This is a genomic window from Mesorhizobium sp. LSHC412B00, from assembly GCF_000503035.1.
Lineage (GTDB): Bacteria > Pseudomonadota > Alphaproteobacteria > Rhizobiales > Rhizobiaceae > Mesorhizobium.
Genome location: NZ_AYWB01000002.1, coordinates 265,036 through 289,059 on the forward strand (window position 1 = coordinate 265,036; position 24,024 = coordinate 289,059).

General features: G+C 64.3%; 26 protein-coding genes and 1 pseudogene. 9 read left to right on the forward strand and 18 right to left on the reverse strand.

The window, feature by feature from the left end; translation table 11 throughout:
• Positions 1-2 precede the first annotated feature (2 nt).
• The 12 genes and pseudogenes from X757_RS1000000169650 to X757_RS159010 form a co-directional block, all read right to left on the reverse strand.
• Positions 3-263 carry a hypothetical protein gene (locus X757_RS1000000169650; protein WP_198024390.1) on the reverse strand — a complete coding sequence of 87 codons (261 nt, stop codon included), beginning with the start codon at positions 261-263 and terminating at the stop codon, positions 3-5.
• Positions 199-993 carry a sugar phosphate isomerase/epimerase family protein gene (locus tag X757_RS01000000164565; protein ID WP_198024391.1) on the reverse strand — a complete coding sequence of 265 codons (795 nt, stop codon included), beginning with the start codon at positions 991-993 and terminating at the stop codon, positions 199-201. The genes X757_RS1000000169650 and X757_RS01000000164565 overlap by 65 nt, the downstream gene beginning before the upstream one ends.
• Positions 994-1,047: 54 nt before the next feature.
• On the reverse strand, positions 1,048-1,299 hold the full coding sequence (locus tag X757_RS0133470) for a hypothetical protein (protein WP_031251102.1): 252 nt from the start codon (positions 1,297-1,299) through the stop codon (positions 1,048-1,050).
• Between the two features lie 125 nt (positions 1,300-1,424).
• Positions 1,425-2,496: pseudogene (locus X757_RS01000000164570) on the reverse strand (Gfo/Idh/MocA family protein); the annotation flags it as partial.
• 103 nt (positions 2,497-2,599) lie between these two features.
• Positions 2,600-3,667 carry an ABC transporter ATP-binding protein gene (locus tag X757_RS159045; RefSeq protein WP_023725439.1) on the reverse strand — a complete coding sequence of 356 codons (1,068 nt, stop codon included), beginning with the start codon at positions 3,665-3,667 and terminating at the stop codon, positions 2,600-2,602.
• Entirely contained in the window at positions 3,667-4,455 is a 789-nt protein-coding gene (locus X757_RS159040; RefSeq protein WP_023712104.1) for an ABC transporter permease, read from the reverse strand. Before X757_RS159040 ends, X757_RS159045 begins: the two co-directional genes overlap by 1 nt.
• Complete coding sequence (locus tag X757_RS159035) at positions 4,455-5,324, reverse strand: ABC transporter permease (protein WP_023725441.1); 870 nt, start codon at positions 5,322-5,324, stop codon at positions 4,455-4,457. Before X757_RS159035 ends, X757_RS159040 begins: the two co-directional genes overlap by 1 nt.
• 66 nt (positions 5,325-5,390) lie before the next feature.
• Complete coding sequence (locus tag X757_RS159030; RefSeq protein ID WP_023668165.1) at positions 5,391-6,452, reverse strand: ABC transporter substrate-binding protein; 1,062 nt, start codon at positions 6,450-6,452, stop codon at positions 5,391-5,393.
• Between the two features lie 33 nt (positions 6,453-6,485).
• On the reverse strand, positions 6,486-7,460 hold the full coding sequence (locus X757_RS159025; protein ID WP_023668164.1) for a PfkB family carbohydrate kinase: 975 nt from the start codon (positions 7,458-7,460) through the stop codon (positions 6,486-6,488).
• Complete coding sequence (locus tag X757_RS159020) at positions 7,457-8,491, reverse strand: ADP-ribosylglycohydrolase family protein (RefSeq protein ID WP_023714832.1); 1,035 nt, start codon at positions 8,489-8,491, stop codon at positions 7,457-7,459. Before X757_RS159020 ends, X757_RS159025 begins: the two co-directional genes overlap by 4 nt.
• A gap of 3 nt (positions 8,492-8,494) precedes the next feature.
• Complete coding sequence (locus X757_RS159015) at positions 8,495-9,220, reverse strand: GntR family transcriptional regulator (RefSeq protein ID WP_023687928.1); 726 nt, start codon at positions 9,218-9,220, stop codon at positions 8,495-8,497.
• Positions 9,221-9,426: 206 nt separating this feature from the next.
• The gene (locus tag X757_RS159010; protein ID WP_023714833.1) at positions 9,427-10,197 is read right to left on the reverse strand and encodes an IclR family transcriptional regulator C-terminal domain-containing protein; all 771 of its coding nucleotides are present in this window, start codon (positions 10,195-10,197) and stop codon (positions 9,427-9,429) included.
• Positions 10,198-10,313: 116 nt separating this feature from the next.
• Between X757_RS159010 and X757_RS159005 the strand changes: the two genes are divergently transcribed.
• Genes X757_RS159005 through pcaF form a run of 3 tightly spaced genes read left to right on the forward strand, consistent with a single transcriptional unit; the run spans position 10,314 to position 13,163 of the window.
• On the forward strand, positions 10,314-11,171 hold the full coding sequence (locus X757_RS159005) for a CoA transferase subunit A (RefSeq protein ID WP_023702154.1): 858 nt from the start codon (positions 10,314-10,316) through the stop codon (positions 11,169-11,171).
• Positions 11,168-11,956: a CoA-transferase subunit beta gene (locus tag X757_RS159000; protein WP_023725442.1), complete on the forward strand. Its 789-nt coding sequence runs from the start codon at positions 11,168-11,170 to the stop codon at positions 11,954-11,956. The genes X757_RS159005 and X757_RS159000 overlap by 4 nt, the downstream gene beginning before the upstream one ends.
• A 1-nt stretch (position 11,957) precedes the next feature.
• Complete coding sequence (gene pcaF / locus X757_RS158995; protein ID WP_023725443.1) at positions 11,958-13,163, forward strand: 3-oxoadipyl-CoA thiolase; 1,206 nt, start codon at positions 11,958-11,960, stop codon at positions 13,161-13,163.
• Positions 13,164-13,175: 12 nt separating this feature from the next.
• Here the strand turns inward: pcaF and pobA are convergent, their stop codons facing one another.
• The 6 genes from pobA to pcaD are packed head-to-tail and all read right to left on the reverse strand — an operon-like array spanning position 13,176 to position 17,994.
• On the reverse strand, positions 13,176-14,348 hold the full coding sequence (pobA, locus tag X757_RS158990) for a 4-hydroxybenzoate 3-monooxygenase (RefSeq protein WP_023725444.1): 1,173 nt from the start codon (positions 14,346-14,348) through the stop codon (positions 13,176-13,178).
• On the reverse strand, positions 14,348-15,400 hold the full coding sequence (locus tag X757_RS158985; RefSeq protein WP_023725445.1) for a 3-carboxy-cis,cis-muconate cycloisomerase: 1,053 nt from the start codon (positions 15,398-15,400) through the stop codon (positions 14,348-14,350). Before X757_RS158985 ends, pobA begins: the two co-directional genes overlap by 1 nt.
• A 19-nt stretch (positions 15,401-15,419) precedes the next feature.
• A complete protein-coding gene (gene pcaG / locus X757_RS158980) occupies positions 15,420-16,034 on the reverse strand; it encodes a protocatechuate 3,4-dioxygenase subunit alpha (protein ID WP_023725446.1) in 615 nt (204 codons plus the stop codon).
• On the reverse strand, positions 16,034-16,789 hold the full coding sequence (pcaH, locus tag X757_RS158975; protein ID WP_023725447.1) for a protocatechuate 3,4-dioxygenase subunit beta: 756 nt from the start codon (positions 16,787-16,789) through the stop codon (positions 16,034-16,036). Before pcaH ends, pcaG begins: the two co-directional genes overlap by 1 nt.
• A complete protein-coding gene (gene pcaC, locus X757_RS158970; RefSeq protein WP_023668153.1) occupies positions 16,779-17,192 on the reverse strand; it encodes a 4-carboxymuconolactone decarboxylase in 414 nt (137 codons plus the stop codon). The genes pcaH and pcaC overlap by 11 nt, the downstream gene beginning before the upstream one ends.
• Complete coding sequence (gene pcaD, locus X757_RS158965; RefSeq protein ID WP_023725448.1) at positions 17,185-17,994, reverse strand: 3-oxoadipate enol-lactonase; 810 nt, start codon at positions 17,992-17,994, stop codon at positions 17,185-17,187. Before pcaD ends, pcaC begins: the two co-directional genes overlap by 8 nt.
• A gap of 92 nt (positions 17,995-18,086) precedes the next feature.
• On the opposite strand from pcaD, the gene pcaQ reads away from it, so the two are divergent.
• The 6 genes from pcaQ to X757_RS158935 all read left to right on the forward strand — a co-directional run bounded on the left by pcaQ (position 18,087) and on the right by X757_RS158935 (position 24,022).
• Entirely contained in the window at positions 18,087-19,004 is a 918-nt protein-coding gene (pcaQ, locus tag X757_RS158960) for a pca operon transcription factor PcaQ (RefSeq protein WP_023685275.1), read from the forward strand.
• A gap of 276 nt (positions 19,005-19,280) precedes the next feature.
• Complete coding sequence (locus tag X757_RS158955) at positions 19,281-20,579, forward strand: ABC transporter substrate-binding protein (RefSeq protein WP_023691338.1); 1,299 nt, start codon at positions 19,281-19,283, stop codon at positions 20,577-20,579.
• 23 nt (positions 20,580-20,602) lie between these two features.
• The gene (locus tag X757_RS158950; RefSeq protein WP_023691339.1) at positions 20,603-21,343 is read left to right on the forward strand and encodes an ABC transporter ATP-binding protein; all 741 of its coding nucleotides are present in this window, start codon (positions 20,603-20,605) and stop codon (positions 21,341-21,343) included.
• Positions 21,340-22,068, forward strand: a complete 729-nt coding sequence (locus X757_RS158945; protein WP_023685278.1) for an ABC transporter ATP-binding protein — start codon at positions 21,340-21,342, stop codon at positions 22,066-22,068. Before X757_RS158950 ends, X757_RS158945 begins: the two co-directional genes overlap by 4 nt.
• Entirely contained in the window at positions 22,065-22,961 is an 897-nt protein-coding gene (locus X757_RS158940) for a branched-chain amino acid ABC transporter permease (RefSeq protein ID WP_023725449.1), read from the forward strand. The genes X757_RS158945 and X757_RS158940 overlap by 4 nt, the downstream gene beginning before the upstream one ends.
• Complete coding sequence (locus X757_RS158935) at positions 22,958-24,022, forward strand: branched-chain amino acid ABC transporter permease (RefSeq protein ID WP_023725450.1); 1,065 nt, start codon at positions 22,958-22,960, stop codon at positions 24,020-24,022. Before X757_RS158940 ends, X757_RS158935 begins: the two co-directional genes overlap by 4 nt.
• Positions 24,023-24,024: the final 2 nt, after the last annotated feature.

Consider the following 24,024-nt stretch of genomic DNA (forward strand, 5'->3'; position numbering starts at 1 on the left):
CCTTAGAGACCGTTGGCGCGGAATTTCCCGTCGAGGAATGTCTTTGCGCGCGGCACGTCGTCCTCGGTCAGATGCTCGATGATGACCGGGATGTTCGGGTGCTTTTCGCTGAGCCGCTTCAGATAGAGGTCGTAGTTGAGCGAGCCGAGACCGGGCGCCGGCAATTCGATCTCGCCGACGCCGCGGAAGGTCAGCCCCTCATGCGCATCCGCATCGCCGATATCGGCATGCTTTTCCGTCTTGTCGCTGCCGGAGCGTTTCACATCCTTGGCATGCGCGATCTTGATCTTGTCGGTCAGCGTATCGAACACCTGGTTCAGGATCTGGTCCATCCGGTCGNTCCTTGGCATGCGCGATCTTGATCTTGTCGGTCAGCGTATCGAACACCTGGTTCAGGATCTGGTCCATCCGGTCGATGTTGTGGGTTTCGAAATAGTTGGTCGGATCCATCAGCAGGCCGAGGCCCGGATGGTCGACCTGGGCGAACATCTTGACCGTCTCCTCGACCGAACCGACGACATTGTTGACATAGGTTTCGAGCAGGAACACCGCGCCATGGTCGTAAGCCGTCTGGGCAAGATCCGAGATCACCTTGCGGCATTCCTCGAAGCCTTCCTCGGTCTTGTTTTTGGGATGATGCACCCAGTCGGATTCGGTGTTGTAGGTGCCGGTCTCCGAGATCACGTAGGGCGAGCCGAAGGCGCGCGCATTGCGGATGATTTCCTTGAGATAGCCGACTCGCTTGTCGCGCTCGGATTTGTCGGGATGAATGATGTTGGTGTAGCCCGAGATGCAGCAGACCGGCAGATTGTGGTCGCGAAACGTGTCGCGCACTGTCCTCGCCTTGTCCCCGGTGATCTGCCCGGCCGTGAGATCGACATCCCTGAAATGCATGTCGAGCTGCACCGTGTTGAAGCCGAGTGCACGGATGCGGCGGGCGGCCTCCGCGAGCTCATAGGGGAAATAGCCGGTGAAGATACCTGCCTGCATCATGATGTGAACTCCTCCCGGTAAGCGATTCAGCCGCCACACTATTCGGCGGCATGTTCAGTCGATCGATATCTCGGACAGTTTGACGGTGCGGCCTTGCGCCATCGAGCGGTAGCCCGCCTCGACCAGTGCCATTGTCTTGACGTTGTCGGCGACGGAGAGCGCCGGCGGCGCGCCTGTCTCTACCGCATGCTGCAATTGCTCCATCACGCCGATGAAGGCATGCGGGAACCACATCGTGTCCCAGCTCGGGCTGACCCATTCGCCGCCGGTCGTCTCGGTCGAGCCATAGGTCAGCGTCGAGGCCACGCCTTTCGGCCAGCCGATCGTGCCTTTGGCGACACCCTTGGTGCCGTCGACGCGCCAGTTGATGTGCTGGTCGTCCAGATAGCCCTCCTGGCGCGGTCCGGACCAGACATCCTCCAGCGACACGGCGAGCACGCCGGAGGGAAAGCGCAGCGTCGAGNCACCGCATGCTGCAATTGCTCCATCACGCCGATGAAGGCATGCGGGAACCACATCGTGTCCCAGCTCGGGCTGACCCACTTGCCATCCGTCGTCTCGGTCGACGCATAAGTCAGCGTCGAGGCCACACCTTTCGGCCAGCCGATCGTGCCTTTGGCGACACCCTTGGTGCCGTCGACGCGCCAGTTGATGTGCTGGTCGTCCTCATAGCCCTCCTGGCGCGGTCCGGACCAGACATCCTCCAGCGACACGGCGAGCACGCCGGAGGGAAAGCGCAGCGTCGACACGGTGATGCCGTCGCTATGCTCGAATGTGGTGCGCGGGTCCTTGCGTGTCAGCGTGGTGATTTCCGAGGGATCGCCGAACAGGAAGCGCAGCACGTCGAGATGATGCACGCTCATATTGGCCAGCGTCAGCCGGTCGTAGTCCTGAAGGAAAGTCTGCCAGTGCGGGATCGCATGCATGTCGATCTGCGCAAAGACGATGTCGCCCAGTGCGCCGCTGTCGATGATCTGCTTCAGGACGCGCATCGACTGGTCGTAGCGCATGTTCTGGTTGACCGAGAGGATCTTGCCTGACTTGGCTGCCTCGTCGCGCAGCTTCACGGCTTCATCGACTGACAGCGCCAGCGGCTTCTGCGCCAGGATCGCCTTGATGTGAGGCTGCTTCAGCGCATGGCGGATCAGCGCCGGCTGCAGATCGGGCGGAAAGGCAAGGTCGACGATTTCGACCTCAGAATCCTCGATCAGCTGTTCCGGTGTGTCGTGGATGGTCGGAATGCTCCAGCGTGCAGCTACCTTCTCGGCGCTGGCCTTGGTGCGCGAAGCGATGGCGACGACTGGGAAACCGGCCTGCGCATAGGCGGCAAGATGGCATTCGGCCNCTGGCCTTGGTGCGCGAAGCGATGGCGACGACTGGGAAACCGGCCTGCGCATAGGCGGCAAGATGGCATTCGGCCATGATCATGCCGGCGCCGATGCAACCGATCCGGTATTCGCTGGTGCGAACCCTCACATCCGGCTCGAAACCCTGGCCTGCCATCCATTCCTCCCTTGGACGACAGGATATAACGCCATGGCCGGCCCATCAGCCAAGGTCCGCTCCATCAATTCCCATCAGAACCATGACGGGGTGACGGTGCGAACTAGTTTGCAGCAATCAGCACGGTGCTTTCCGGCGACCAGCTGAGCACCACATCCTGGCCTTCCGCCAGCCGGTCATTGCCGGTGTTCTGGACGATCACCTTCAGCGTCTGGCCGGCACGCTCGACGAAATAGGTGCTGTTGTTGCCGGCGAAAATGCGCTTGGAGATCTGGCCCTTCAGAGCGTTGGCATTGGCCGCATCCGCAACCCCGGCATCGGTCGCGATGCGAATGCGTTCGGGACGCACGGCGCAGCTGGCCTTCGTACCGGCGGCAAGCCGATCACCCACCCCGGCGGCGATCGCCGTGCCGTCAGGCAGCCGGATGCCGTTGCCGGTCGCATCGCCGCGAAAAATGTTTGCGTCGCCAAGGAAGATGGCGGCGAATTCGCTCTTCGGCCGGTCGTAGATTTCCTCCGGCGGCCCTTCCTGCACGAGCCTGCCGTCCCGCAATATGCCGATGCGGTCGCTCATCGTCAGCGCCTCTTCCTGGTCGTGGGTGACGAAGATGGTGGTGATGCCGATCTCGCGCTGGATGCGCTTCAGCTCGATCTGCATGTCGACGCGCAGCGCCTTGTCGAGCGCGCCGAGCGGCTCGTCGAGCAACAGCACGCGCGGCTTGGTGACGATGGCGCGCGCCAGCGCCACACGCTGGCGTTGGCCGCCGGAGAGCTGGTGCGGCCGGCGCTCGCCGAGCTTGCCGAGCTGAACCAGATCGAGCGCGCGCTGCACTTCGGTGGCGATCGTCGCTTTCGTTTCGCCGCGCACCGACAGGCCGAAGGCGACATTATCGGCGACGCTCATATTGGGAAACAGCGCATAGTTCTGGAACACCATGCCGATGCGCCGCTTTTCGACCGGCACCCGTTCGACGCTCTCGCCGCCAATGGCGATGCGGCCGGAGTCGGGAAAGTCGAAGCCGGCGATTTGCCTGAGCAGCGTGGTCTTGCCGCTGCCCGAGGGGCCAAGCAGCCCATAGAAACCGCCATCGGCGAAATCGATGGAGACGTGGTCCAGCGCCTTGTGCGCGCCAAAACTGCGGGAGACGTTCGATACCTGCACGCCGGCCATTATTTCTCTCCGCCGAATTTGAAGAAGCGCGCCGTGAACAGCATCAGCGCCATCGACACGACAATGATGATGGTCGAGACCGCGTTGATCTCGGGCGTGAACCCCTTGCGGATCGCGGCGTAGATTTCGACCGGCAGCGTCGTCTGCCCCGGCGTCGCCAGGAAGTAGGAGACGACAAACTGGTCGAACGACACGGCAAATGCGAACAAGCCGCCGGCAATGACGCCGGGCATGATCCACGGCAGCGTCACACGCGCGGTCACCTGCCACTGGTTGGCGCCGAGCGAGCGCGCCGCCTCTTCCAGCTCCGGTGCAAAAGTCTGCAGCCGGGCCGAGACGACGACGATGACATAGGGCAGCGCCAGCGCCACATGGCCGAGCAGGATGGCTAACAGGCCGCGGCCAATGCCGACGCCGAAGAAGAAGATCAGCATCGCCGTGCCGGTGATCAGCCACGGAATGGCGATCGGCGGAAACAGCAGCGCCTGCAGCACTTTCTTGCCGCGGAAGTCGTAGCGGAAGAGCGCCAGCGAAGCGGCCGAGCCAAGCACCACTGAGATGAGCGTGGTGATGACCGCGATCTCGAGGCTGTTCCAGGTCGCCGCGATCAGCTGGTCGTTCTGCCAGAGCGAGGCATACCATTCCGTCGTCCATTCGAACGGCAATTGGTAGAAGGGCGAGACGTTGAACGACATCAGCGCCATGATGATGATCGGCAGATAGAGGAAGACGAGCAGCAGTCCGATGTAGAAGCGGCCTAGTCCTTCGATTATGCGGGTCGTCATCATCAAGCAGCCCTCCGCAGCACCGGCGAGGCAACCGCCAGGATCACCAGCACCACCGCCAGCAGGATGAAGGAAAGCGCCGCCCCCAGCGGCCAGTTGAAGACGGCGACGAACTGGTCCTCGATCACCGTGCCATAGAACGTGCCGGTGCGGCCGCCGAGAATGCGCGGCTCCATGAACGAGCCGACGACCGGCACGAAGATCAGTGCCGCACCTGCCACCAGGCCGGGCATAGACAGCGGGATGATCACCCGCTTCAGCACCTGCAGCCGCGAGGCGCCGAGCGAGCGCCCGGCCTCGATCAGCGAGTCGTCGATTGCCTGCAGCGTGAGATAGCAGGTCAGCACCATATAGGGCACGTAGGAGTGCACCAGGCCGATGATGATTGCGGGATAGGAATACATCAGGTCGATGTTGATCTTGAACGGCAGCACGGCGTTGAGCGCCGTGTCGAGGATGCCGCCCTCGCGCAGCACCATCGCCCAGGAGAAGATGCGCACCAGCCCGTTCGACCAGAACGGCAGGATGACCAGCAGGAAGATCGCCTCGCGGCTGCGCCCCTTCAGCACCTTGGCCAGCACATAGGCGGCGGGGTAGCCGATGACGACGCACCACAAAGTCACTTCGAGGCCGAGCCGCAGCGAAGCGAGCAGCAGCGTCAGGTACAGGCTCTGCGAGAAGAAGGCGGCGTAATTGCCAAGGGTCAAGGCCCACGGCTTTCCCGACAGCGGCAGGTCGGTCATGAAGGAGAAGAACACCATGGCCGAGAGCGGCAGGAAGATCGCCACCGTCAGCCAGAGATAGGCCGGCGCCAGCAGCGGCAGGGCCGATCTCAGCCCGCTGCGCGACGCGACCGCACCCTGTACCGCCATGATACCCTCCTCCCCAGGATTGAAGGGCCAGCCGGCGCCAACCGCCGGCTGGTCCGGACGTGAGCGTTACTTCACGTCGACTTTGAGCTGCTGCCACAGCGCCAGATAGGCCTCGCGCTGCGCGTCGGTGATCGGCGCCTGGAACTGGATGCGCTTGGCCACCTCGGGATCGCCCATCACCTTGCGGTTGAAGGAGTCTTCAGGCAGCGCTTCCACCGCCTTGGTGTTGGCCGACACCGGAGCGCCGACCTTGGTGACCCATTCGACATAGAATTTCGGATCGATCATCCAGTTGATGAAGGCCTGCGCACCTTCGACATTCTTCGAGCCCACCGGGATCGAGAACGCGTCGAGCCAGGCGACGGCGCCTTCCTGCGGAACGACCAGCGAGACCGGCAGCTTGAAGTGGGTCTTGGCGCGATCGGCCGAGCCGCTCCAATAGGTGCCGATGTCGATCTGGTTGGAGGCGACCATCTGGTTCCAGTCGTTCTCCGAACTCCAGAACGTCTTGATCTGCGGCATCAGCGAGGTCAGCTTCGCCTTGACCGCTTCCATATCCTTGATGTCGTTGATATTCTGACCGGTGGCGATGGCGCCGAACTGCACCGCTTCGACAGCGTCGTCGCGAATGACGACCCGGCCCTTATGCGCTGGGTCCCACATTTCGGCGATCGAGGTCGGTGGCTTGTCGAAGGACTTTTCGTTGATTGCCAGCGCCGTCAGGCCCCACACCCACGGCACGCCATAGACCTTGCCGTCATGGTCGAGCATCGGCGATTGCGCCTTGTCCTTGCTGATGTCGGCATAGTTCGGCAGCTTCGAGACATCGATCGGCTGGATCAGCTTTTCCGCCATCGCCTGATCGTTGAAGGCGGCGTTGATCATGACCACGTCATAGAGGCCCGGATTGGTGCGGATCTTGGTCAGCATTTCCTGTTCGGAATTGAAGAAGTCGTTGACGACCTTGTTGCTGGTCGCCTTTTCGAAGGCTTCGATCGCCCACGGCTCGTCAGCGCCGTAGCCCTTCCAGTTGAGCACATGCACTTCGGCGGCACTGGCGGCCAGCGTGAGCGCGGAGGTGATGACGGCGGTCGCCGTCAGCAGGGCAGTCAGTCTTGGCATGCGCATGTTCGTTCCTCTCTTGTTTGCCCGCTTGGCGGGTCAGGCTGTCTGATGGGCCTTCTGGTTCTGGCCCGGCTCGCCCGTGGCGGCCTGGCTCAGGAAAGTCTGGATCTCGCTGTCGGTCGGCGCCGATGAGCCGCCATGGCGGGTGACGGAAAGTGCTGCCGCCGCATTGGCATAGCGCGCCGCCTCGAAGGGATGCACGCCGCGCGAGAGTGCACTGACGAAACCGCCGATATGGGTGTCGCCGGCGCCATTGGTGTCGATGGCATCGACCTTGAAGCCGGCAATGGTCTGCGTCTCGCCATTGACCAACCTCACGAAACAGCCCTTGGCGCCGGCGCGGATAACGACGCCTTCGGCCTTTGGGCAGTGGTCGGCGAGCAGCCGGGCGGCGAGTGCCTCGACATCGCCTTGCCCAGCGATCTCGACCGCTTCCGTCATGTTGCAGCTCAGCCATGTCGTACGGGCAAGCACCCGCGAAAGGATGGGACGTGGGATATCCGCGATGACCGGCGTTGGATCGAAAACGAAGGGAATGTTTTCTGGCAGCGCCTCGATCCAGTCGGTCAGCGCGTCGCGGCTGCCGGAATAGCTCAGCGTATAGCCCGACGTGAACACCCAATCATCAGGCGCGACCACCACGGGCCTCATCATCTCGAGGCTGAGAAAGCTCTCCGCACCGGGCCACGACACGAAGGTGCGCTCGGCATCCCCGGAGATCATGGCGACGCAATTGCCGCTGTCCATGACCGGCGATGGCGACGTCAGCGTTATGATGCCTTCGGCCGCAAACGCGGCGCGCAAGAAATCGCCATTCGGTCCGCTGCCGAGCTGGCCGCCGAACACAACCGTCATGCCGGTGCGGCTGGCCGCGACCATCATGTTGAAGCCGCCGGCGGCGACCTGCGCAAAGCTCGACGCGGTCTTCTCGCAGCCCGGCGCCGGCAAGGCGTCGATGCGGTAGACATAGTCGACGACGGCGCTGCCGATATGGACCAGACGCCCACTCATGCCGCGGCATCCTTGCTGGCCTTTGCCGTGCGCGCCGCGACGAGGTCTTCGGCAAGCGAGCGCACCTCCCCCATATCTATGCCGACGAGCCCGGCAATGTGTTGTTGCGGCAGTTGCGAAAAGCCGACGCAGGCGCCGGCCATGCCTGAGGCAATCGCGCCGATCGTGTCGGTGTCGCCGCCGAGATTGGCGCTGATGATTGCCGCTTGCCAGGGATCGCCCTGCGCGACTTCAAGCACGGCGAAAGCTGCCGGCACGGACTCCTGGCTGGCCACACCGGTGCCGACGAGATCGGTGATGAGCCCGATCGCATCCCGCGTGGTCTTGCCGCGCACGAGCTCCTGCGCCCAGGCGATACGCGCGGCGATATCGCCACCAGTCACCCAATGTCCGAGCCTGGCGCCTCGCCGCGCGGCTGCTACCGCGCTGTCGGAAGCGGCACGCCAGTCGCCGCCGGCGACGCCACGGCTGACGGCGGCGGCGACGGCGGCAGCCGTGGCAATGGCGATCGAGGTGTTGTGCGTCGCGCGGCAGGTCTCCGCCACCTTGGCGATAAAAGCGTCGAGCGGTTCCAGCGGCATCATGATGCCGACCGGCGCGATGCGCATGGCCGCGCCATTGGTGTCGCCCCGGCTTCCCGCCTCTTCCGCCGGCACGCCGTCATTGATGGCGTCGATGGCGCGCTTGGTCGATGGTCCCAGCAGGTCATAGCTGCCGCGCGCCTTGACCTCGCGCTCCCAGTCGAGCAGTGCGTTCACCCAGCGCGCATGATCGAAGCGGTCGCCGGACTCGACGAGAATGCGACCAAGCAGCAGCGCCTGTTCGGTATCGTCGGTGATGGTGCCGGCAACGAGCCCCTTCGACACCGGATGATCGGCAAACGGCGCCACGAAATCCTCGACATGGCCGTATAGCTCGGCGATCCGTGCCGGCGACAGAAGCTGCGTCGGCATGCCCAGCGCATCACCGAGCGCCCCACCGACAAGCGCGCCCATGGCGCGATCGAGCGTGTCGTTGGTTCTGTCCGGCATCGCTCAAAACCTCATATGCAGCGCGAAATGCGCCGGGTTGAGCAGGCTGGTTACATATTCGATCGGCCGGTCGTCAGCCGCACGCGTCAGCCGGCGTCCGCGCAGGAACGGCGTGCCTTGCGGGCAGCCGAGAATGGCGGCGTCTTCGGCATTCAGCATCTCGATGCCGACCCATTCCTCGCCATGGTCTGGGATGAGGCCGGCGCCGCGCAGCGTCTGGTGCAGCGAGCCTTCGCGCAGACCGCGCAGCGGCACGTCCTCCAGTTCGGGCGACAGCGGCAGGCGGCTGCGTTCGATGGAGATCGCATGGCCGTCGCTGGCATTGGTGCGCACCCGGTCGACGGCGATGAAGAACGGGCTTTCGATGCCAAGCAGCGCGGCAAGATCGGCATCCTCGATCACTTCAAGCCGCAGCGTCCGCGTCTCGGCATTGGCGCCGGCATTGGCCAGCGCCCGCGACCAGCCAATGCTGTCATCGACCGGCTTGCCGTCGAAAGTGACGAAGGAGCCGATGCCGACCTTGGTCGTGATCAGCCCACGGCTGGACAACTCCTCGAGGCCCTTGCGGACCGTGTTGCGGCTGACGGAAAAGCGCTGGACGAGTTCGTTCTCGCTTTGCAGGCGGTCGCCGAAGCCAAGCACGCCGGAGCGGATCTCATGTTCGAGAACGGTGGCGATCTGCTCGGGCTTGCCCGTGCCGGGAGAAAGTTGAACCGCGCGCCGCTTCATATGGGTACCTGTTCAGTAAACCTGTATAGTCCTGTTCGATATTGGAGTTGAAGGGCGGCGTCAACGATATATTTGGATTCACGCATATGCGTTGTGCTCAGGTGCCCCGGGCATCGTTTGTTCGCATGGCGACGCTAACCGCGCAGGGCGTCGCGTCTCCGAGACAGAGCGGGGGCAGCGCTTCCCTCAGGCGATTAGCCTTGCGCTCACACGAAGAAAAATTCCTCAATCCGTTGCTTGGCCGTCCGCAGCGCTGGCAGGATATCCCGCTCCATCGCCTCGACGGAGAACCGCGCCGACTGCGTCGAGACGTTGATCGCCGCCACGGTCTTGCCGGCGCGGTCATAGATCGGCACCGCTATCGAGCGCAGGCCAAGTTCCAGCTCTTCATCGACGACGGCAAAGCCATCCGCCCTCGCTGCGTCGATGGCCTTGGCCAGCGCGGCGCGGCTGGTGATCGTCTTCGGCGTGCGCCGTTCGATCCTCGCCTCTGCAAGCAAGGCCTTCAGCTCATCCGCGCCCAGCCCCGCAAGCAGGACGCGCCCCATCGAGGTGCAATGCGCCGGCAGCCTGGTGCCGACATCGAGCGAAACGCTGAGGATGCGGCGGCCAGGAATGCGCGCGACATAGACGACTTCCTCGCCCGACAGCACCGCCGCGTTACAGGCCTCGTCGAACTGGGCGGCCACGTCGCGCATGATGGGTGCGGCGAATGTCCACAGCGAGGCGCCGCCGAGCCAGGAGCGCACGATGGTGAGCAGGCGCGGCGATAGCGAAAACTGCCGGCCGGATTGCGTGGCATAGCCGGTCGCGGTTAGCGTCAGCAGGAAGCGACGCGCGCCGGCGCGGGTCAGCCCCGCCTCCTCCGCCATTTCGGTCAGCGTCATCCCGGCCGGATGCCGGGCCAGTATCTCCATGACTGCAAGGCCGCGCTCCAGCGAGCCGACATGGTCGCGTGTCGTTGCCTCGTCCTCCATGCGGCCTCCGCAAGACAATGCGCCGCCTTGACTCGTCTCGGCGGCGCGATGTAAAAATATCTCATACAAAACAAATGTTCGCAATACGAACTTTTTGAACTTCGGAGTTCTTGGCGATGGTCAATTTCCTGCCGCTCAAACAGGCCGTGGCTGAGAACCTGCATGATGGCGATACGGTCGCCTTCGAAGGCTTCACGCATCTGATCCCGACGGCGGCGGCGCATGAGGCCATCCGCCAGGGCTTTCGCGACCTGACGCTCATCCGCATGACCCCCGACCTGATCTACGACCAGATGATCGGCATGGGCATGGCCAAGAAGATCATCTTCTCCTATGTCGGCAATCCCGGCGTCGGCCTGCTGCGCCGCGCCCGCGACGCCATCGAGAACGGCTTCCCCCGGTCGATCGAGATCGAGGAGCACAGCCATGCCGGCATGGCCAACGCCTACGAGGCGGGAGCTGCCGGCCTGCCTTGCGCGGTGTTCCGCGGCTATCGCGGCGCCGGGCTGGCGGCAGTCAATCCCAACATCCGCTCGGTCACCTGCCCGTTCACCGGCGAGGTGCTTGCCGCCGTTCCTTCCATCCGACCGGACGTGACCTTCATCCACGCTCAGAAGGCCGACAAAAAAGGCAATGTGCTGGTCGAAGGCATTATCGGCATCCAGAAGGAAGCGGTGCTCGCGGCCAAGCGCGCCGTGGTGACGGTAGAGGAAGTCGTCGACAATTTCGACGACCTGCATCCCAACCTCACCGTGCTGCCGCGCTGGACCATCGCTGCGATCTCGGTGGTATCAGGCGGTTCGCATCCCTCCTACACGCACGGCTACTATGCCAGGGACAACGCCGCCTATCTCGAATGGGACGACATCGCCGCCGACCGTGAAAAATTCCAGGCCTGGATGCAGGCCAATGTCCTCGAGCGCACGGCGGACGATTTCGCCGGCCGCGTAAAGCATCTGAGGAGCGCGGCATGAGCGGCTTTACTCCCAATGAGATGATGACGATTGCCGCCAGCCGAGCCCTGAAAAACGACGATGTCTGCTTCGTCGGCATTGGCGCGCCGTCGGCCGCCTGCAACGTCGCGCGACTGACGCATGCGCCCGACATCACGCTGATCTATGAAAGCGGCACCATCGGCACCGCGCCCGATGTTTTGCCGCTGTCGATCGGTGACGGCGAACTTTGCGACACCGCCGTCACGACCGTCTCGGTGCCGGAGATGTTTCGTTACTGGCTGCAGGGCGGCCGCATTTCGATCGGTTTCCTCGGTGCCGCCCAGCTCGACAAGTTCGGCAACATCAACACCACCATCATCGGCGACTATGCGCATCCCAAGACCCGCCTGCCCGGCGGCGGCGGCGCGCCGGAGATCGCCACCTCGTCGAAGGAGATCTACATCACCATGGCGCAGTCCAAGCGCGGCATGGTCGAGAAGATCGACTTCTTCACCTCCTTCGGCCATGGCGATGGCGGCGACCATCGCCAGCGCCTCGGCATCGAGACATCAGGGCCGACGCTGCTGATCACCGACCTTGCCATCTGGAAGCCAGATCCGGTGAGCAAGGAATTCACCGTGGTGTCGTTGCATCCCGGCGCAACGCGGCTTGAGGTGCAGGACAGCTGTGGCTGGATCGTAAAGTTCGCCGAGGCGCTTGACGAAACGCCGGCGCCGACGGAACTCGAGCTGACGACATTGCGCGACCTGCAGGCCCGCACCAAGGCGGCGCATGAGGGAAGCGGAAAAGAAAAGGCCGCATGACATGACCGAGGCATTCATCTGCGATTACATCCGCACCCCGATCGGCCGTTTCGGCGGCTCGCTGTCGTCGGTGCGGGCCGACGATCTTGGCGCCATCCCGCTGAAGGCGCTGGTCGAGCGCAATGCCGGCATCGACTGGCAGGCTGTCGACGACGTCGTCTATGGCTGCGCCAATCAGGCCGGCGAGGACAACCGCAATGTAGCCCGCATGTCGCTGCTCCTGGCCGGACTGCCGAAGGAAATTTCAGGCTCGACCGTCAATCGCCTCTGCGGGTCCGGCATGGACGCGCTCACCATTGCCGCCCGCGCCATCAAGGCGGGCGAAGCCGAGTTGATGATCGCCGGCGGCGTCGAATCGATGAGCCGCGCGCCCTTCGTCATACCCAAGGCCGAGACCGCCTTTTCACGCCATGCCGAGATCCATGACACCACCATCGGCTGGCGCTTCATCAACCCGCTGATGAAGAAACAATATGGCGTCGATTCCATGCCGGAGACCGGCGAGAACGTCGCCGAGGACTTCCAGGTGTCGCGCGCCGACCAGGATGCGTTTGCCGTGCGCAGCCAGGACAAGGCCGTCGTAGCACAGGCCAATGGCCGGCTGGCGAAGGAGATCACCCCGGTGACGATCCCGCAGAAAAAGGGCGATGCGATTATCGTATCGAAGGATGAGCATCCGCGCGCCGGCACCACGGTCGAGTCGCTGGCCAAATTGCCGACGCCGTTCCGCCAGGGCGGCACCGTCACCGCCGGCAACGCGTCCGGCGTCAATGACGGCGCGGCAGCGCTGATCATCGCCTCCGAGGCGGCTGTGAAAAAATACGGCCTGACGCCGATCGCCCGCGTCCTCGGCGGCGCTGCTGCCGGCGTGGCGCCACGCATCATGGGCATCGGCCCTGCCCCGGCGACACAAAAGCTCTGCGCCCGCCTCGGCCTGACACCGCACCAATTCGATGTCATCGAACTCAACGAAGCCTTCGCCTCCCAAGGGATCGCCGTGCTCCGTCAACTCGGCATCTCCGAGAATGCGGAGCACGTCAATCCGAATGGCGGCGCCATCGCGCTTGGTCATCCCTTGGGCATGTCGGGCGCGCGTATCACTGGCACTGCGGCACTGGAGCTGCGCGAGCGCAGCGCCCGCTATGCGCTGGCCACCATGTGCATCGGCGTCGGCCAGGGCATCGCGGTGGCGCTCGAACGGGTTTGAGTTTGCACCGCCCTAATAGGGCAAACCGACATAGTTTTCAGCCAGCGCGGTCGACGCCGCTTGCGAATGCACGAGATAGTCGAGCTCGGCTTCCTGGATGCGCTGGCCGAACTCGCCCGTATCGGGAAAGCGGTGCAGCATCGTCGTCATCCACCAGGAGAAGCGCACCGCCTTCCACACTCTGGCCAGCGCCTTGGCTGAATAAGCGTCGAGCCCGCTTGGTGATTTGTCCAGATAGAATTCGCGAAGCCCGGCAAAGAGATAGCGCACGTCGCTGGCGGCAAGGTTGAGCCCCTTGGCGCCCGTCGGCGGCACGATATGGGCGGCGTCGCCGACCAGGAACAGCCGGCCAAAGCGCATCGGTTCGGCAACGAAGGAACGCAGCGGCGCGATGGACTTTTCGAAGGATGGTCCGGTAACGACGGCGGCTGCGGTCTGTTCCGGCAGGCGACTGCGCAATTCGTCCCAGAAGCGACCGTCGCTCCAGGCGTCGACCTGTTCGTCAGTCGGGACCTGCACATAGTAGCGGCTGCGATGCGTCGACCGCATCGAGCACAGCGCAAAGCCCCGCTCATGGTTGGCGTAGACCAGTTCGTGATCGGCCGGCGGCACTTCGGCCAGCACGCCGAGCCAGCCGAAGGGATAGGTCCGCTCGAAGGTTTTCAGCGCCCGCTCAGGCACCGATTTGCGGCTGACGCCGTGATAGCCATCGCAGCCGGCGATGAAGTCGCAGTCGATGCGATGGCCGACGCCGTCCTTGCTATAGGTGACGTAAGGCGCTTCGCCATCGAAACCATGCAGCGCGACGTTGGCCGCCTCATAGACGGTGGTCAGCCCGGCCGCCTCGCGCTTGTCCATCAGATCGTGCGTCACTTCGGTCTGGCCATAGACGGTGACATGCTTTCCCCCAGTCAGTGCCGTGAGGTCGAGCCGGTGCAGGCCGCCGCCGAAGGCAAGCGAGATGCCGGCATGCAGCAGGCCCTCGGCATGCAGCCTTGCAGCTGCGCCCGCCTCTTCGAGCAACTCGACGGTGCCTTGTTCGAGCACCCCTGCCCGCACCCGGCCAAGCACATGCTCCCGGCTCGAACGTTCGAGGATCACCGTCTCGACGCCAATGGTGCCGAGAAGCTGGCCAAGCAGCAGCCCGGACGGTCCGGAGCCGACAATGACAATCCGGGTGCGCATCAGTGTCCCAGGCTTTCGATCTGTCCGGCGAGTTCGGCGGCGAGCCGTAGCGCAGCCGCGGTCGCAACCGCCATCTGCGGCAAGAGCAGCCATTCCAGCGTCCAGGCAGCACCGGAGCGCTCCTGCTCATGCACCAGCGCCTGATGCATGCCGGAAAGCTGGGTGGCGTTGAAGCGCGCCAGCGTCACCAGCACTTCCGCCTTCACCGGGTTCTGCTTGTGCGGCATGGCCGACGAGCCGCCGCCGCCGGACAGCTTGATGTCGGTTCTATCTTGAGCCATCAGCGCAATGTCCTGGCCGAACTTGCCGAGGCTGCCGGTGATGAGCGATAGCAGCCCGGCGAATTCGGCCAGCGCATCCCGCTGGCTGTGCCATTGCGGCGCGTCGCCAAGGCCGAGCTTTGCGGCAAGGGCCGCGCGCACGGCAGGTCCTTTGTCGCCCAGCTTCTCCAGCGTGCCGGCGGCGCCGCCAAACTGCACCACGATCAGACGCTTGGATTGCTCCGACAGTCTCTGCTGATGCCGTTGCAGCGGCGTGCGCCACACCGCCACGCGGTCCGACGCCTGAATTGGGATCGCCGGCTGCATGCGCGTCATCGCTGTCAATGCACGGCTGCCAAAACGTTCTTCCAGCCCCACCAGCCGCAGAATGTTTTCAGTCAGCAGCAGGTCGAGATGTTCAATGAGCCGGCGCAGCCGAAGCACCAGGCCAGTGTCGATGACGTCCTGGCTGGTTGCGCCGAAATGCACGCCGGCGTCGTGCGGCGCCCCGACCGCTGCCTTCAACTGGCGCACCAGTTCGGGCACGATCACGCCATCCTTCGCCACACCGGCCCGCAGCCGCGCGGTGTCCGGCTTGTATGACAACAGGACAGGTACAATCGCCGCGGCGGCATCCGTGCCGATAGTCCCGCTTTCGGCTTCCGCTTGCGCCAGCGCGCGCTCGAAATCGAGCATGGCGGCGATTTCCGCATCCACCGAAAAATGCCGAGCCGCCTCCTCGTCGCCGAGCAGGCCGGAGAGCAGCGGATGGTCGAAGGGCGATACGGTCATGTCATTGGTTTCCTGACCGTCAGCTGTCGAAGAAGACCGTTTCCTTCTCCCCTTGGAGATGGACGTCGAAAATATAGTTGTCGCCTTGCCGCTCGGCGATCAGCGTCGGCACGCGCACCTTGTGCTCGATGCGGGCCAGGATCGGATCCTCGGCATTGGCCTTGGCCTCGTCTGAGAAATAGAGCCGCGTATGTAGGCCGATATTGATGCCGCGCGCGACGATCCACAAGCTGATATGCGGCGCCATCAGCCGCCCGTCGCCATACGGCACGCGTCCCGGCTTGATCGTCTGAAAACTGCACAGGCCGGTTTCCATGTCGGTCGGCTGACGGCCCCAGCCCTGAAAATCCGGATCGGCATCGCCGCGCAATTCGGCCGGCGAATTGTAGAAGCCATTGGCATCCGCCTGCCAGATCTCGATCAGCGCGTCCTTGAGCGGCGTGCCGGTGCCGTCGAGCACGCGGATGCGCAAACCGATGCGCTCGCCCTTGGTCTTGTCGTTGAGCATCGTCGCGCCGAGGTCTGTCGGATAGACGCCGCCGATACCGCCGAAATTCGGCGTCAGCCCGATATGCACATAAGGCCCCGCCGTCTGCGACGGGCTCTCCTTCAGCCGGCTGAGCGACTGCGCCATCAATTGCCCTCCGGCCGGTTTCCGAAAAGCGAGGCGCGGCGCCCGCGCAGCACGATGTCGAACTTGTAGGCGCGCGCGTCGAACGGGATCGTCGCCTGCATGTCGAGCGCCGCGACCAGCGTCTCGATCGCCGCCCTGTCGCGGATACCGCGCACGATCGGGCACCGCCAGATCAGCGGGTCGCCCTCGAAATACATCTGGGTGATCAGCCGCTGTGCGAAGCCGTGGCCGAACACCGAGAAATGGATGTGCGACGGCCGCCAGTCATTGGGCCCGTTCGGCCAGGGATAGGGACCTGGCTTCACCGTGCGAAAGGCATAGCCGCCGTCGGCATCGGTGATGGTGCGGCCGCAGCCGCCGAAATTCGGATCGAGCGGCGCCAGATAGCCGTCCTTCTTGTGGCGGTAGCGGCCGCCCGCATTGGCCTGCCAGAATTCGAGCAGCGCGCCGGAGACGCCCTGGCCGCGCTCGTCGAGCACGCGGCCATAGACGATGATACGCTCGCCGATGGCGCTCTCGCCGGACTTTGCAAAATTGTGGATCAGGTCATTGTCGAGTTCGCCCAGCACGGCGTGGCCGAACACCGGACCGGTGATCTCCGACGCCGTGTTGTCGAAGGCCAGCAGCGCCTTTTGCGGCGAGCGCAGCACCGACGTCTTGTAGTCGGGCGTCAGCGCCGGCGGGTGCCAACCGCGGTCGCGCTGGAAGAAGGCTCCGCTCTCGGGCCTGCGGTTCGAGCCGGCATCAGCTGGCATGGCCAGCCCTGCTTCCGTCCATTTCCGAAAACACCTCCTTGGCGATCCTGAAGGCGCGGTTGGCGGCCGGCACGCCGGCATAGATCGCGACATGCAGGAACGCTTCGCAGATATCGTCGCGCGACGCACCGGTGTTGGCGGTGGCGCGCACATGCATGGCGACCTCTTCATCATGGCCAAGGGCGGCCAGCAGTGCCAGCGTCACGATCGAGCGTTCGCGCCTGCTGAAGCCCGGACGCGCCCACACAGTGCCCCAGGCTGCCTCGGTGATCAGCTCCTGGAACGGCCGGTCGAAATCGGTGACGGCATCCTCGCTGCGATCGACATGAGGGTCGCCGAGCACCGAGCGCCTGACGGTCAGCCCGGTTCGGTATCTGGTTTCGTTTTTGGGCAGTTCATCCATGGGTCTGCTTTCTCAGGGGAAGCGCCGCGACGAAATCGCGGATCAGGGTGGTCAGCGCCTCGGGCTGTTCGACGCAAGGGATGTGCGCGGCGTCACGAATGATTTCGAAATGTGCGCCTGGGATCAGATCGGCCATCCAGCGGACGAGATCCGGCGGCGTCGAGCCGTCCTGGTCGCCAACGACGCAAAGCGTGGGCACCGCGATCGCCTGCGCAGCCTCGGTAAAATCGGCATCGCGCACCGCGGCGCAGGTGCCGACATAGCCGGCGACGGCTTGCCGGGTCATCATGTTCCAGTAGCCGTCGAGCTCGGCGACACGGTCCGCGTGGAAGGCAGGCGTAAACCACATTTTGAGCACGGCATCGGCGATGGCCTGGATGCCTTTGCTTTCGACCGTTTCGATGCGGGTGTTCCAGCTGTCGGCCGTGCCGATCTTGTGGGCGGTGTCGCACAGGATGAGGCCGTCGACGATTTCGGGGCGCCGGGCATAAAACCCTTGCGCAATCAGGCCGCCCACCGACAGGCCGCACAGCACCGCATTGTTCAGTTCGAAATGATCGATCAGGCCCGACAGATCATCGACATGCTCGTCGATCGAGCTGACGCCACCAATGTCGGACAGGCCATGGCCGCGCTTGTCGTAGACCAACACAGGCATTTCGCCACCCAGTTCGGACAACACCTCGTCCCAGATGCGGAAGTCGGTGCCCAGCGAATTGATGAACACGATCGGCCGCGCATTTCCCTTCGCCTTGATATGGCGATGGTGCAGCGTGATGCCGCCAATGTTGACGAATGGCACGATTTCGATCCTCCGTGTTCACATTGCACAAGGCATTTGGTTTGGTAAAATGATATTTTACGCCGTTTCATTAACTGCTAGGTTATGAGAACATGTCCGAAAGCCGCATAAGGTTCCGCCACCTGCAGGCATTCCTTGAGGTAGCGCGGCAAGGCAGCGTGGCGAGGGCGGCCGACTTTCTCCATGTCAGCCCACCGGCCGTGACGAAGACGCTGCGCGAACTGGAGGAGGCGCTTGGCATCGCTGTCGTCGAACGCGACGGCCGCGGCATCAGGGTGACGCGGCTTGGCGAAATCTTTCTCGGCCATGCCGGCACGGCGATCACGGCACTGAAGCGCGGCGTCGATTCCGTCCGCCAGGACGGCGCCATCAACCGGCATCCGATCCGCATCGGGGCGCTCCCGACAGTGTCGGCCAAGGTGATGCCACGCGCCATAAGCCTGTTCCTGAGTGAAAATACCGGTGCTGCGATCAAGATCGTCACCGGCGAGAACGCGGTCCTGCTGGAACAGTTGCGCGTCGGTGCGCTCGATCTCGTCGTCGGCCGGCTTGCGGCGCCGGAAAACATGACCGGCTTCTTCTTCGAGCATCTCTATTCCGAACCGGTGCTGTTCGTGGTGAGGGCCGGCCATCCGCTGCTGCAGCCGGGCCAGGACATCTTCGCCCGGCTCGATGAATTTCCGGTGCTGATGCCGACGCGGGAATCGGTCATCCGCCCGTTCGTCGACCGCCTGTTCATCACCAACGGCATGACGGCGCCTGCGACCGAGATCGAGACCGTCTCGGATTCCTTCGGCCGTGCCTTCCTGCGCCAAAGCAACGCGGTCTGGATCATATCGACAGGCGTCGTCGCCAACGAACTCTCCAGCGGCGCCTTCGTCGCCTTGCCCGTTAACACCGAGGAAACCAAAGGGCCGGTCGGCCTGACGATGCGGACCGACACTGCGCCTTCGCCGGCCTTCACCATCCTGCTGCAGACCATTCGCGAGGCGGCCAGCCAGAACGCCTGAGCACCTTTCGCCAATCTGGCGCAGAGCGGGCCTTCAGCCGTATTTCCATAACCTGGTGGTTAACGAAACACCGCAAAATATCATTTTACCAAACCAAACACCTAGGGCACTGTGACGATGGGAGGATCGAAATCGTGCCGTTATCGGCATTGGCGGCGTTCCGCTGCCGCCTCAAGGCCTGCCGAGGCGATCTCCGATCTTAAGAACGGGCGGCATCGATTTTGAGCAGGCCGGCGGTGACCTCCAGGTGCCGTCAGGAAAGGGAGGAATACCAGCATGACCTCAAGCAAATCCGGCGTCTCGCGGCGCCAGTTCATCGCCACATCGCTCGCCGGCGGCGCGGCACTTGCGCTCAGCCGCGGCCAGGCATTCGCGCAGGCCGCCGACACGCTGAAGGTAGGCTTTGTCAGCCCGCGCACCGGGCCGCTCGCCGGCTTCGGCCAGACCGACGGCTATGTGCTCGATCTCGCCCGCAAGGCGCTCGCCAACGGCCTCGACATCGGCGGCAAGAAATACAGTGTCGAGATCATCGACCAGGACACGCAATCCGACCCGTCGCGCGCCGGCCAGCTCGCCAAGGACCTCATCAACAACCAGGCCGTCGACCTGATGCTGGCGGTGTCGACGCCGGAGGTGATCAACCCGGTCGCCGACGCCTGCGAAGCCGCCGGCGTGCCTTGCCTCTCCACCGTCATGCCGTGGGAGGCCTGGTATTTCGGCCGCGGCGCCAAGCCCGGCGAACCCTCGCCGTTCAAATGGACCTATCATTTCGGCTTCGGCGTCGACGAGTTCTTCCGGACCTACATCTCGCAATGGAACCTGATCGAGACCAACAAGAAGGTCGGCGTCATGTATCCCAACGACGCAGACGGCAATGCCATCCGCACCCATCTGGCGCCGTTGCTGGCAAAGCAGGGTTTCACCATCGTCGATCCCGGCGCCTACGAGACCGGCACCACCGACTATTCCTCGCAGATCGCGCTGTTCAAGCAGGAAGGCGTCGAGATCTTCAACTCCTTCCCGATCCCGCCGGACTTCGCCGCCTTCTGGCGTCAGGCTGCACAGCAAGGCCTGATCAAGCAGATCAAGATCTGCCAGGTCGCCAAGACCGGATTGTTCCCGTCCGACATCGAGGCGCTGGGCGATCTCGGCAACAAGATTTCGAGCGCCGCTTACTGGCACAAGGCCTTTCCCTACAAGTCGCCGCTGACCGGCGTTTCGGGAATCGAACTGGCCGACGGTTATGAGGCCGCCAGCGGCAAGCAGTGGACGCAGCAGCTCGGCGCCTCGATGTCGCTGCTCGACGCCGGCTTCGAGGCGCTGAAGGCAAGCACCGACGCCAAGGACAAGGCGGCCGTCGCCAAGGCGCTGAGCACGCTCAACACCGAGACCATGATCGGCAAGGTCGACTTCACCAGCGGCCCGGTCGCCAATGTCTCTCCCGGCCCGATCATCGGCACCCAATGGGTGGCGGCCAAGGAAGGCGGCAAATTCCCGCTCGACTACGTCGTGACCGAGAACGCCACCGACCCGAAGGTTCCGGTCGAGGCCAAGCTCCAGCCGTATAACAGCTGACGATCGGTTACGGGGATCGCATCGTGAACGGTTCAGCAAACGCCGCGATCCTCCGCGCTGCCGGCATCCAGAAACGCTTCGGCGCGCTGGTGGTGCTCGACGATGTCGACTTCGCCATGAATGCCGATGAGGCCGTCGGCATCGTCGGCCCGAACGGCGCCGGCAAGACGACGCTGCTCAGCATCTTATCAGGCGCCTTCCCGCCGAGCGCCGGCACGGTCGCCTTCAAGGGTGGCGATGTGACCGCGATGCCGGCTACAGCGCGCTGTCGTCTCGGCTTGGTGCGCACGCACCAGGTGCCCAAGCCGTTCAGCGGCATGACCACGTTCGAGAACGTTTTTGTTGCCGCGTCGCATGGCGCCGGTCTCGCCCGCGACGAGGCCTATGAAGAGGCGCTGGAGTCGCTGAAACTGTGCGGCATGATGGGCGTGGCCAACCGGCGCGCCGAAACGCTCGGCCTGCTCGACCGCAAGCGGCTGGAACTTGCCCGCGCGCTCGCGGCAAGGCCTACGCTGCTTCTGCTCGACGAGATCGGCGGCGGACTGACCGATGGCGAGGCGAGCGAACTTGTCGATACCATCAAGGAATTGCGCCGCCGCAAGATCGGCATCGTCTGGATCGAGCACATCGTCCACATCCTGCTGCAGGTGGCAGAGCGGCTGATCTGTATGGACGCCGGCAAGATCATCGCCGATGGCGAGCCGCAAGCGGTGATGGCCGACCCGGAAGTCGTGCGCGCCTATCTCGGCGGAGGCCCGAAATGAGCCTGCTCGCAATCGAGAATCTGGTCGTCCGCCATGGCCTGTTGCAGGCGGTGCGCGGTGTGAGCTTTACGATCGAGCGCGGCGAAACGCTGGCGCTGGTCGGCGCCAACGGCGCCGGCAAGACGACGCTGCTGCGGGCGATCGCCGGCGCCCATGAGCCGACGGCCGGCCGCGTGCTGCTGAATGGCGCCGATATCACCGGCGTTCCCTCGCACAAGCGCGTCGGCATGGGCGTCGCGCTGGTGCCGGAAGGGCGAAAACTGTTCGTGCAAATGACGGTCGAGGAGAACCTCCTGCTTGGCAAGACCGCCGGCCGTCCCGGCGACTGGAGCGTGGAACGAGTGCTCGACACGTTCCCCAATCTGAAGCCGCGCCGCCATGCCAAGACCGGGCATCTCTCCGGTGGCGAGCAGCAGGCCACCGCCATCGGCCGCGCTTTGATGAGCAATCCCGAACTGCTGCTGCTCGACGAGGTCTCGCTCGGCCTGTCGCCGCTGGTGGTCGATCGCGTATACGCTTCGCTGCAAGGCCTGATCAGCTCCGGCACGACGATCATCCTGGTCGAACAGGACCTCAATCGCGCGCTCTCGGTCTCGGACAAGGTCATCTGCATGCTCGAAGGACGCGTCGCGCTGGAAGGCCCGAGCAAGGGCATGTCCCGCGATGAAGTGACGAAAGCCTATTTCGGTCTGCACAGAAAAAGCGCCGGGAGTGTGCCGGCATGAGCAACCAGATCGTCCAGGGCATCCTGCTCGGCGGCTACTACGCGCTTATCGCCTGCGGCCTCTCCTTCATGTTTTCGGTGATGCGCATAATCAACCTCGCGCATGGCAGCCTGGCCGTGTTTTCCGCCTACGCGCTGTGGTGGCTCGCCTCGCAATTCCATATCTCGCCCTTCGTCGGCCTGCTCATCGTGCTGCCGCTGATGGCGGCCATCGGCTGGGCGCTGCAACGCTTCCTACTCGAGCGCAGCGCCCGTGGAGGCGCGCTGCTGCCGATCCTGACCACGTTCGGCCTCGCCATCGTCATCGACAATGCGCTGTTCGAGCAGTTCGGCGCCGACACACGTTCGCTGGCGCCCTATATCGGCAGCCTCTCCTACGATTCCTGGGAATGGCCGGGCAGCATCTATGTCGGCAAGCTTGCCGTGATCATGTTCGCCGCCGCCGTCATATTGCTTGGCGGACTGCAGCTGTTCCTCACCCGCACCAGGCTTGGCCGCTCGATCCGCGCCACGTCGGAAGATCCCGACACGGCCGGTCTCGTCGGCGTCGATGCGCGCCGCGCCAACGCCCTCGCGGCCGCCATCGCCATGGTCACGGTCGGTCTTGCCGGTGCCTTCCTTGGCATGCGCGCCACCTTCGATCCCTACACCGGCGCACCGCAATTGCTGTTCGCCTTCGAGGCGGCGGTGATCGGCGGCGCCGGTTCGCTGTGGGGCACGCTGGTCGGCGGCATCGTGCTGGCGCTCGCCCAGACGCTCGGCGCGCAGATCCATCCGCAAGGTTTTCTGATCGGCGGCCATGTCGCCTTCCTGATCGTGCTGTTCATCCGGCTCTCCACTTCCGGCCTCGGCCTGCGCGGCCTGCTGCGCCTGCCCGCGAGGAAAGCGTCATGAGCGCCGATTCGACCTCCCCCGTCATCGAGCGCGGCACCTCCGCCTCGCGCATCTCGGCGATCGCGGTCGTCGTCATCATCGCGCTGCTGGCGATCGCGCCGCACTTCCTGTCGGCCGGCGCCGTCGACCGCATGACCGCCTTGTTCATCTATGTGATCCTGGCGGCGATGTGGAATGCGCTCGCCGGCTTCGGCGGCCTGGTCTCCGTGGGACAGCAGGTGTTCTTCGGCCTCGGCGCCTATTTCGCCATTCGCCTCGCCGATGCCGGCCTCAACCCGTTCGCCTCGCTGTTCGTCTCGGCGATCATCGTCGGCGCGATCTCCTGGCCGATGTCGCTGTTCATGCTGAAGCTCAGGAATGGCGAGTTCGCCATCGGCATGTGGGTGATCGCCGCGCTCACCCATCTCCTGGTCAATCTCGACCGGCTGGTGCAAGGCGAAACCGGGACGTCGCTGATCTCGCTCAACGTCTATGACGCCGGCGTCAGGCGGGCGACGATCTACTGGCTGGCGTTGGCCGCGATGACGGCGCTGCTCGCCACCCTGTTTAGCCTGCTGCGTGGCAGCACGGGTGCGGCCATCCGCGCCATCAGGGACAATGAGGAGGCCGCGGCATCGGTCGGCGTGCGCGTCACTGGAACCAAGCGGCTGCTCTTCGTGCTCGCCGCCTTCGGCATCGGCATGGCCGGCGCGCTGTGGTTGGCCACGTCGATCACCTTCCAGCCGAAAACGTACTTCAACGTCCAGTGGACCGCCTACATGATCTTCATTGTGCTGGTCGGCGGCATCGGCACCTTCGAGGGCGCCATTCTGGGTGCGCTGCTGTTCTTCCTCATCGAGACCTGGTTCGGCGGCACCGGCGTCTGGTATCTGATCGGCCTTGGCGCCACGGCGGTGCTGTTCTCGCTCTTCCTGCCGCGCGGCCTGTGGGGAACGCTGGAGGAGCGCTTTGGCCTGCGCCTGCTGCCGGTCGGCTACCGCGTCAGGCTCCCGCCAAACGCCGCAGATGGCGACGCGGCGCCCTCGCCGCAACAGGCCGCAACGCATCCAGAAAAGGCGTGACC

What these genes read in the sequence shown, in the direction of transcription:
- X757_RS159040 (WP_023712104.1), bottom strand. Translation starts at nt 4,455, where the DNA reads ATGATGACGACCCGCATAATCGAAGGACTAGGCCGCTTCTACATCGGA.
- X757_RS159015 (WP_023687928.1), bottom strand. Translation starts at nt 9,220, where the DNA reads ATGAAGCGGCGCGCGGTTCAACTTTCTCCCGGCACGGGCAAGCCCGAG.
- X757_RS158985 (WP_023725445.1), bottom strand. Translation starts at nt 15,400, where the DNA reads ATGACCGTATCGCCCTTCGACCATCCGCTGCTCTCCGGCCTGCTCGGC.
- pcaF (WP_023725443.1), top strand. Translation starts at nt 11,958, where the DNA reads ATGACCGAGGCATTCATCTGCGATTACATCCGCACCCCGATCGGCCGT.
- X757_RS159030 (WP_023668165.1), bottom strand. Translation starts at nt 6,452, where the DNA reads ATGCGCATGCCAAGACTGACTGCCCTGCTGACGGCGACCGCCGTCATC.
- X757_RS159010 (WP_023714833.1), bottom strand. Translation starts at nt 10,197, where the DNA reads ATGGAGGACGAGGCAACGACACGCGACCATGTCGGCTCGCTGGAGCGC.
- pcaH (WP_023725447.1), bottom strand. Translation starts at nt 16,789, where the DNA reads ATGCCAGCTGATGCCGGCTCGAACCGCAGGCCCGAGAGCGGAGCCTTC.
- X757_RS159005 (WP_023702154.1), top strand. Translation starts at nt 10,314, where the DNA reads ATGGTCAATTTCCTGCCGCTCAAACAGGCCGTGGCTGAGAACCTGCAT.
- X757_RS158955 (WP_023691338.1), top strand. Translation starts at nt 19,281, where the DNA reads ATGACCTCAAGCAAATCCGGCGTCTCGCGGCGCCAGTTCATCGCCACA.
- X757_RS159020 (WP_023714832.1), bottom strand. Translation starts at nt 8,491, where the DNA reads ATGCCGGACAGAACCAACGACACGCTCGATCGCGCCATGGGCGCGCTT.
- X757_RS159035 (WP_023725441.1), bottom strand. Translation starts at nt 5,324, where the DNA reads ATGGCGGTACAGGGTGCGGTCGCGTCGCGCAGCGGGCTGAGATCGGCC.
- X757_RS159045 (WP_023725439.1), bottom strand. Translation starts at nt 3,667, where the DNA reads ATGGCCGGCGTGCAGGTATCGAACGTCTCCCGCAGTTTTGGCGCGCAC.
- pcaQ (WP_023685275.1), top strand. Translation starts at nt 18,087, where the DNA reads ATGTCCGAAAGCCGCATAAGGTTCCGCCACCTGCAGGCATTCCTTGAG.
- pobA (WP_023725444.1), bottom strand. Translation starts at nt 14,348, where the DNA reads ATGCGCACCCGGATTGTCATTGTCGGCTCCGGACCGTCCGGGCTGCTG.
- X757_RS159000 (WP_023725442.1), top strand. Translation starts at nt 11,168, where the DNA reads ATGAGCGGCTTTACTCCCAATGAGATGATGACGATTGCCGCCAGCCGA.
- X757_RS158945 (WP_023685278.1), top strand. Translation starts at nt 21,340, where the DNA reads ATGAGCCTGCTCGCAATCGAGAATCTGGTCGTCCGCCATGGCCTGTTG.
- X757_RS159025 (WP_023668164.1), bottom strand. Translation starts at nt 7,460, where the DNA reads ATGAGTGGGCGTCTGGTCCATATCGGCAGCGCCGTCGTCGACTATGTC.
- X757_RS158935 (WP_023725450.1), top strand. Translation starts at nt 22,958, where the DNA reads ATGAGCGCCGATTCGACCTCCCCCGTCATCGAGCGCGGCACCTCCGCC.
- pcaG (WP_023725446.1), bottom strand. Translation starts at nt 16,034, where the DNA reads ATGGCGCAGTCGCTCAGCCGGCTGAAGGAGAGCCCGTCGCAGACGGCG.
- X757_RS158940 (WP_023725449.1), top strand. Translation starts at nt 22,065, where the DNA reads ATGAGCAACCAGATCGTCCAGGGCATCCTGCTCGGCGGCTACTACGCG.
- pcaC (WP_023668153.1), bottom strand. Translation starts at nt 17,192, where the DNA reads ATGGATGAACTGCCCAAAAACGAAACCAGATACCGAACCGGGCTGACC.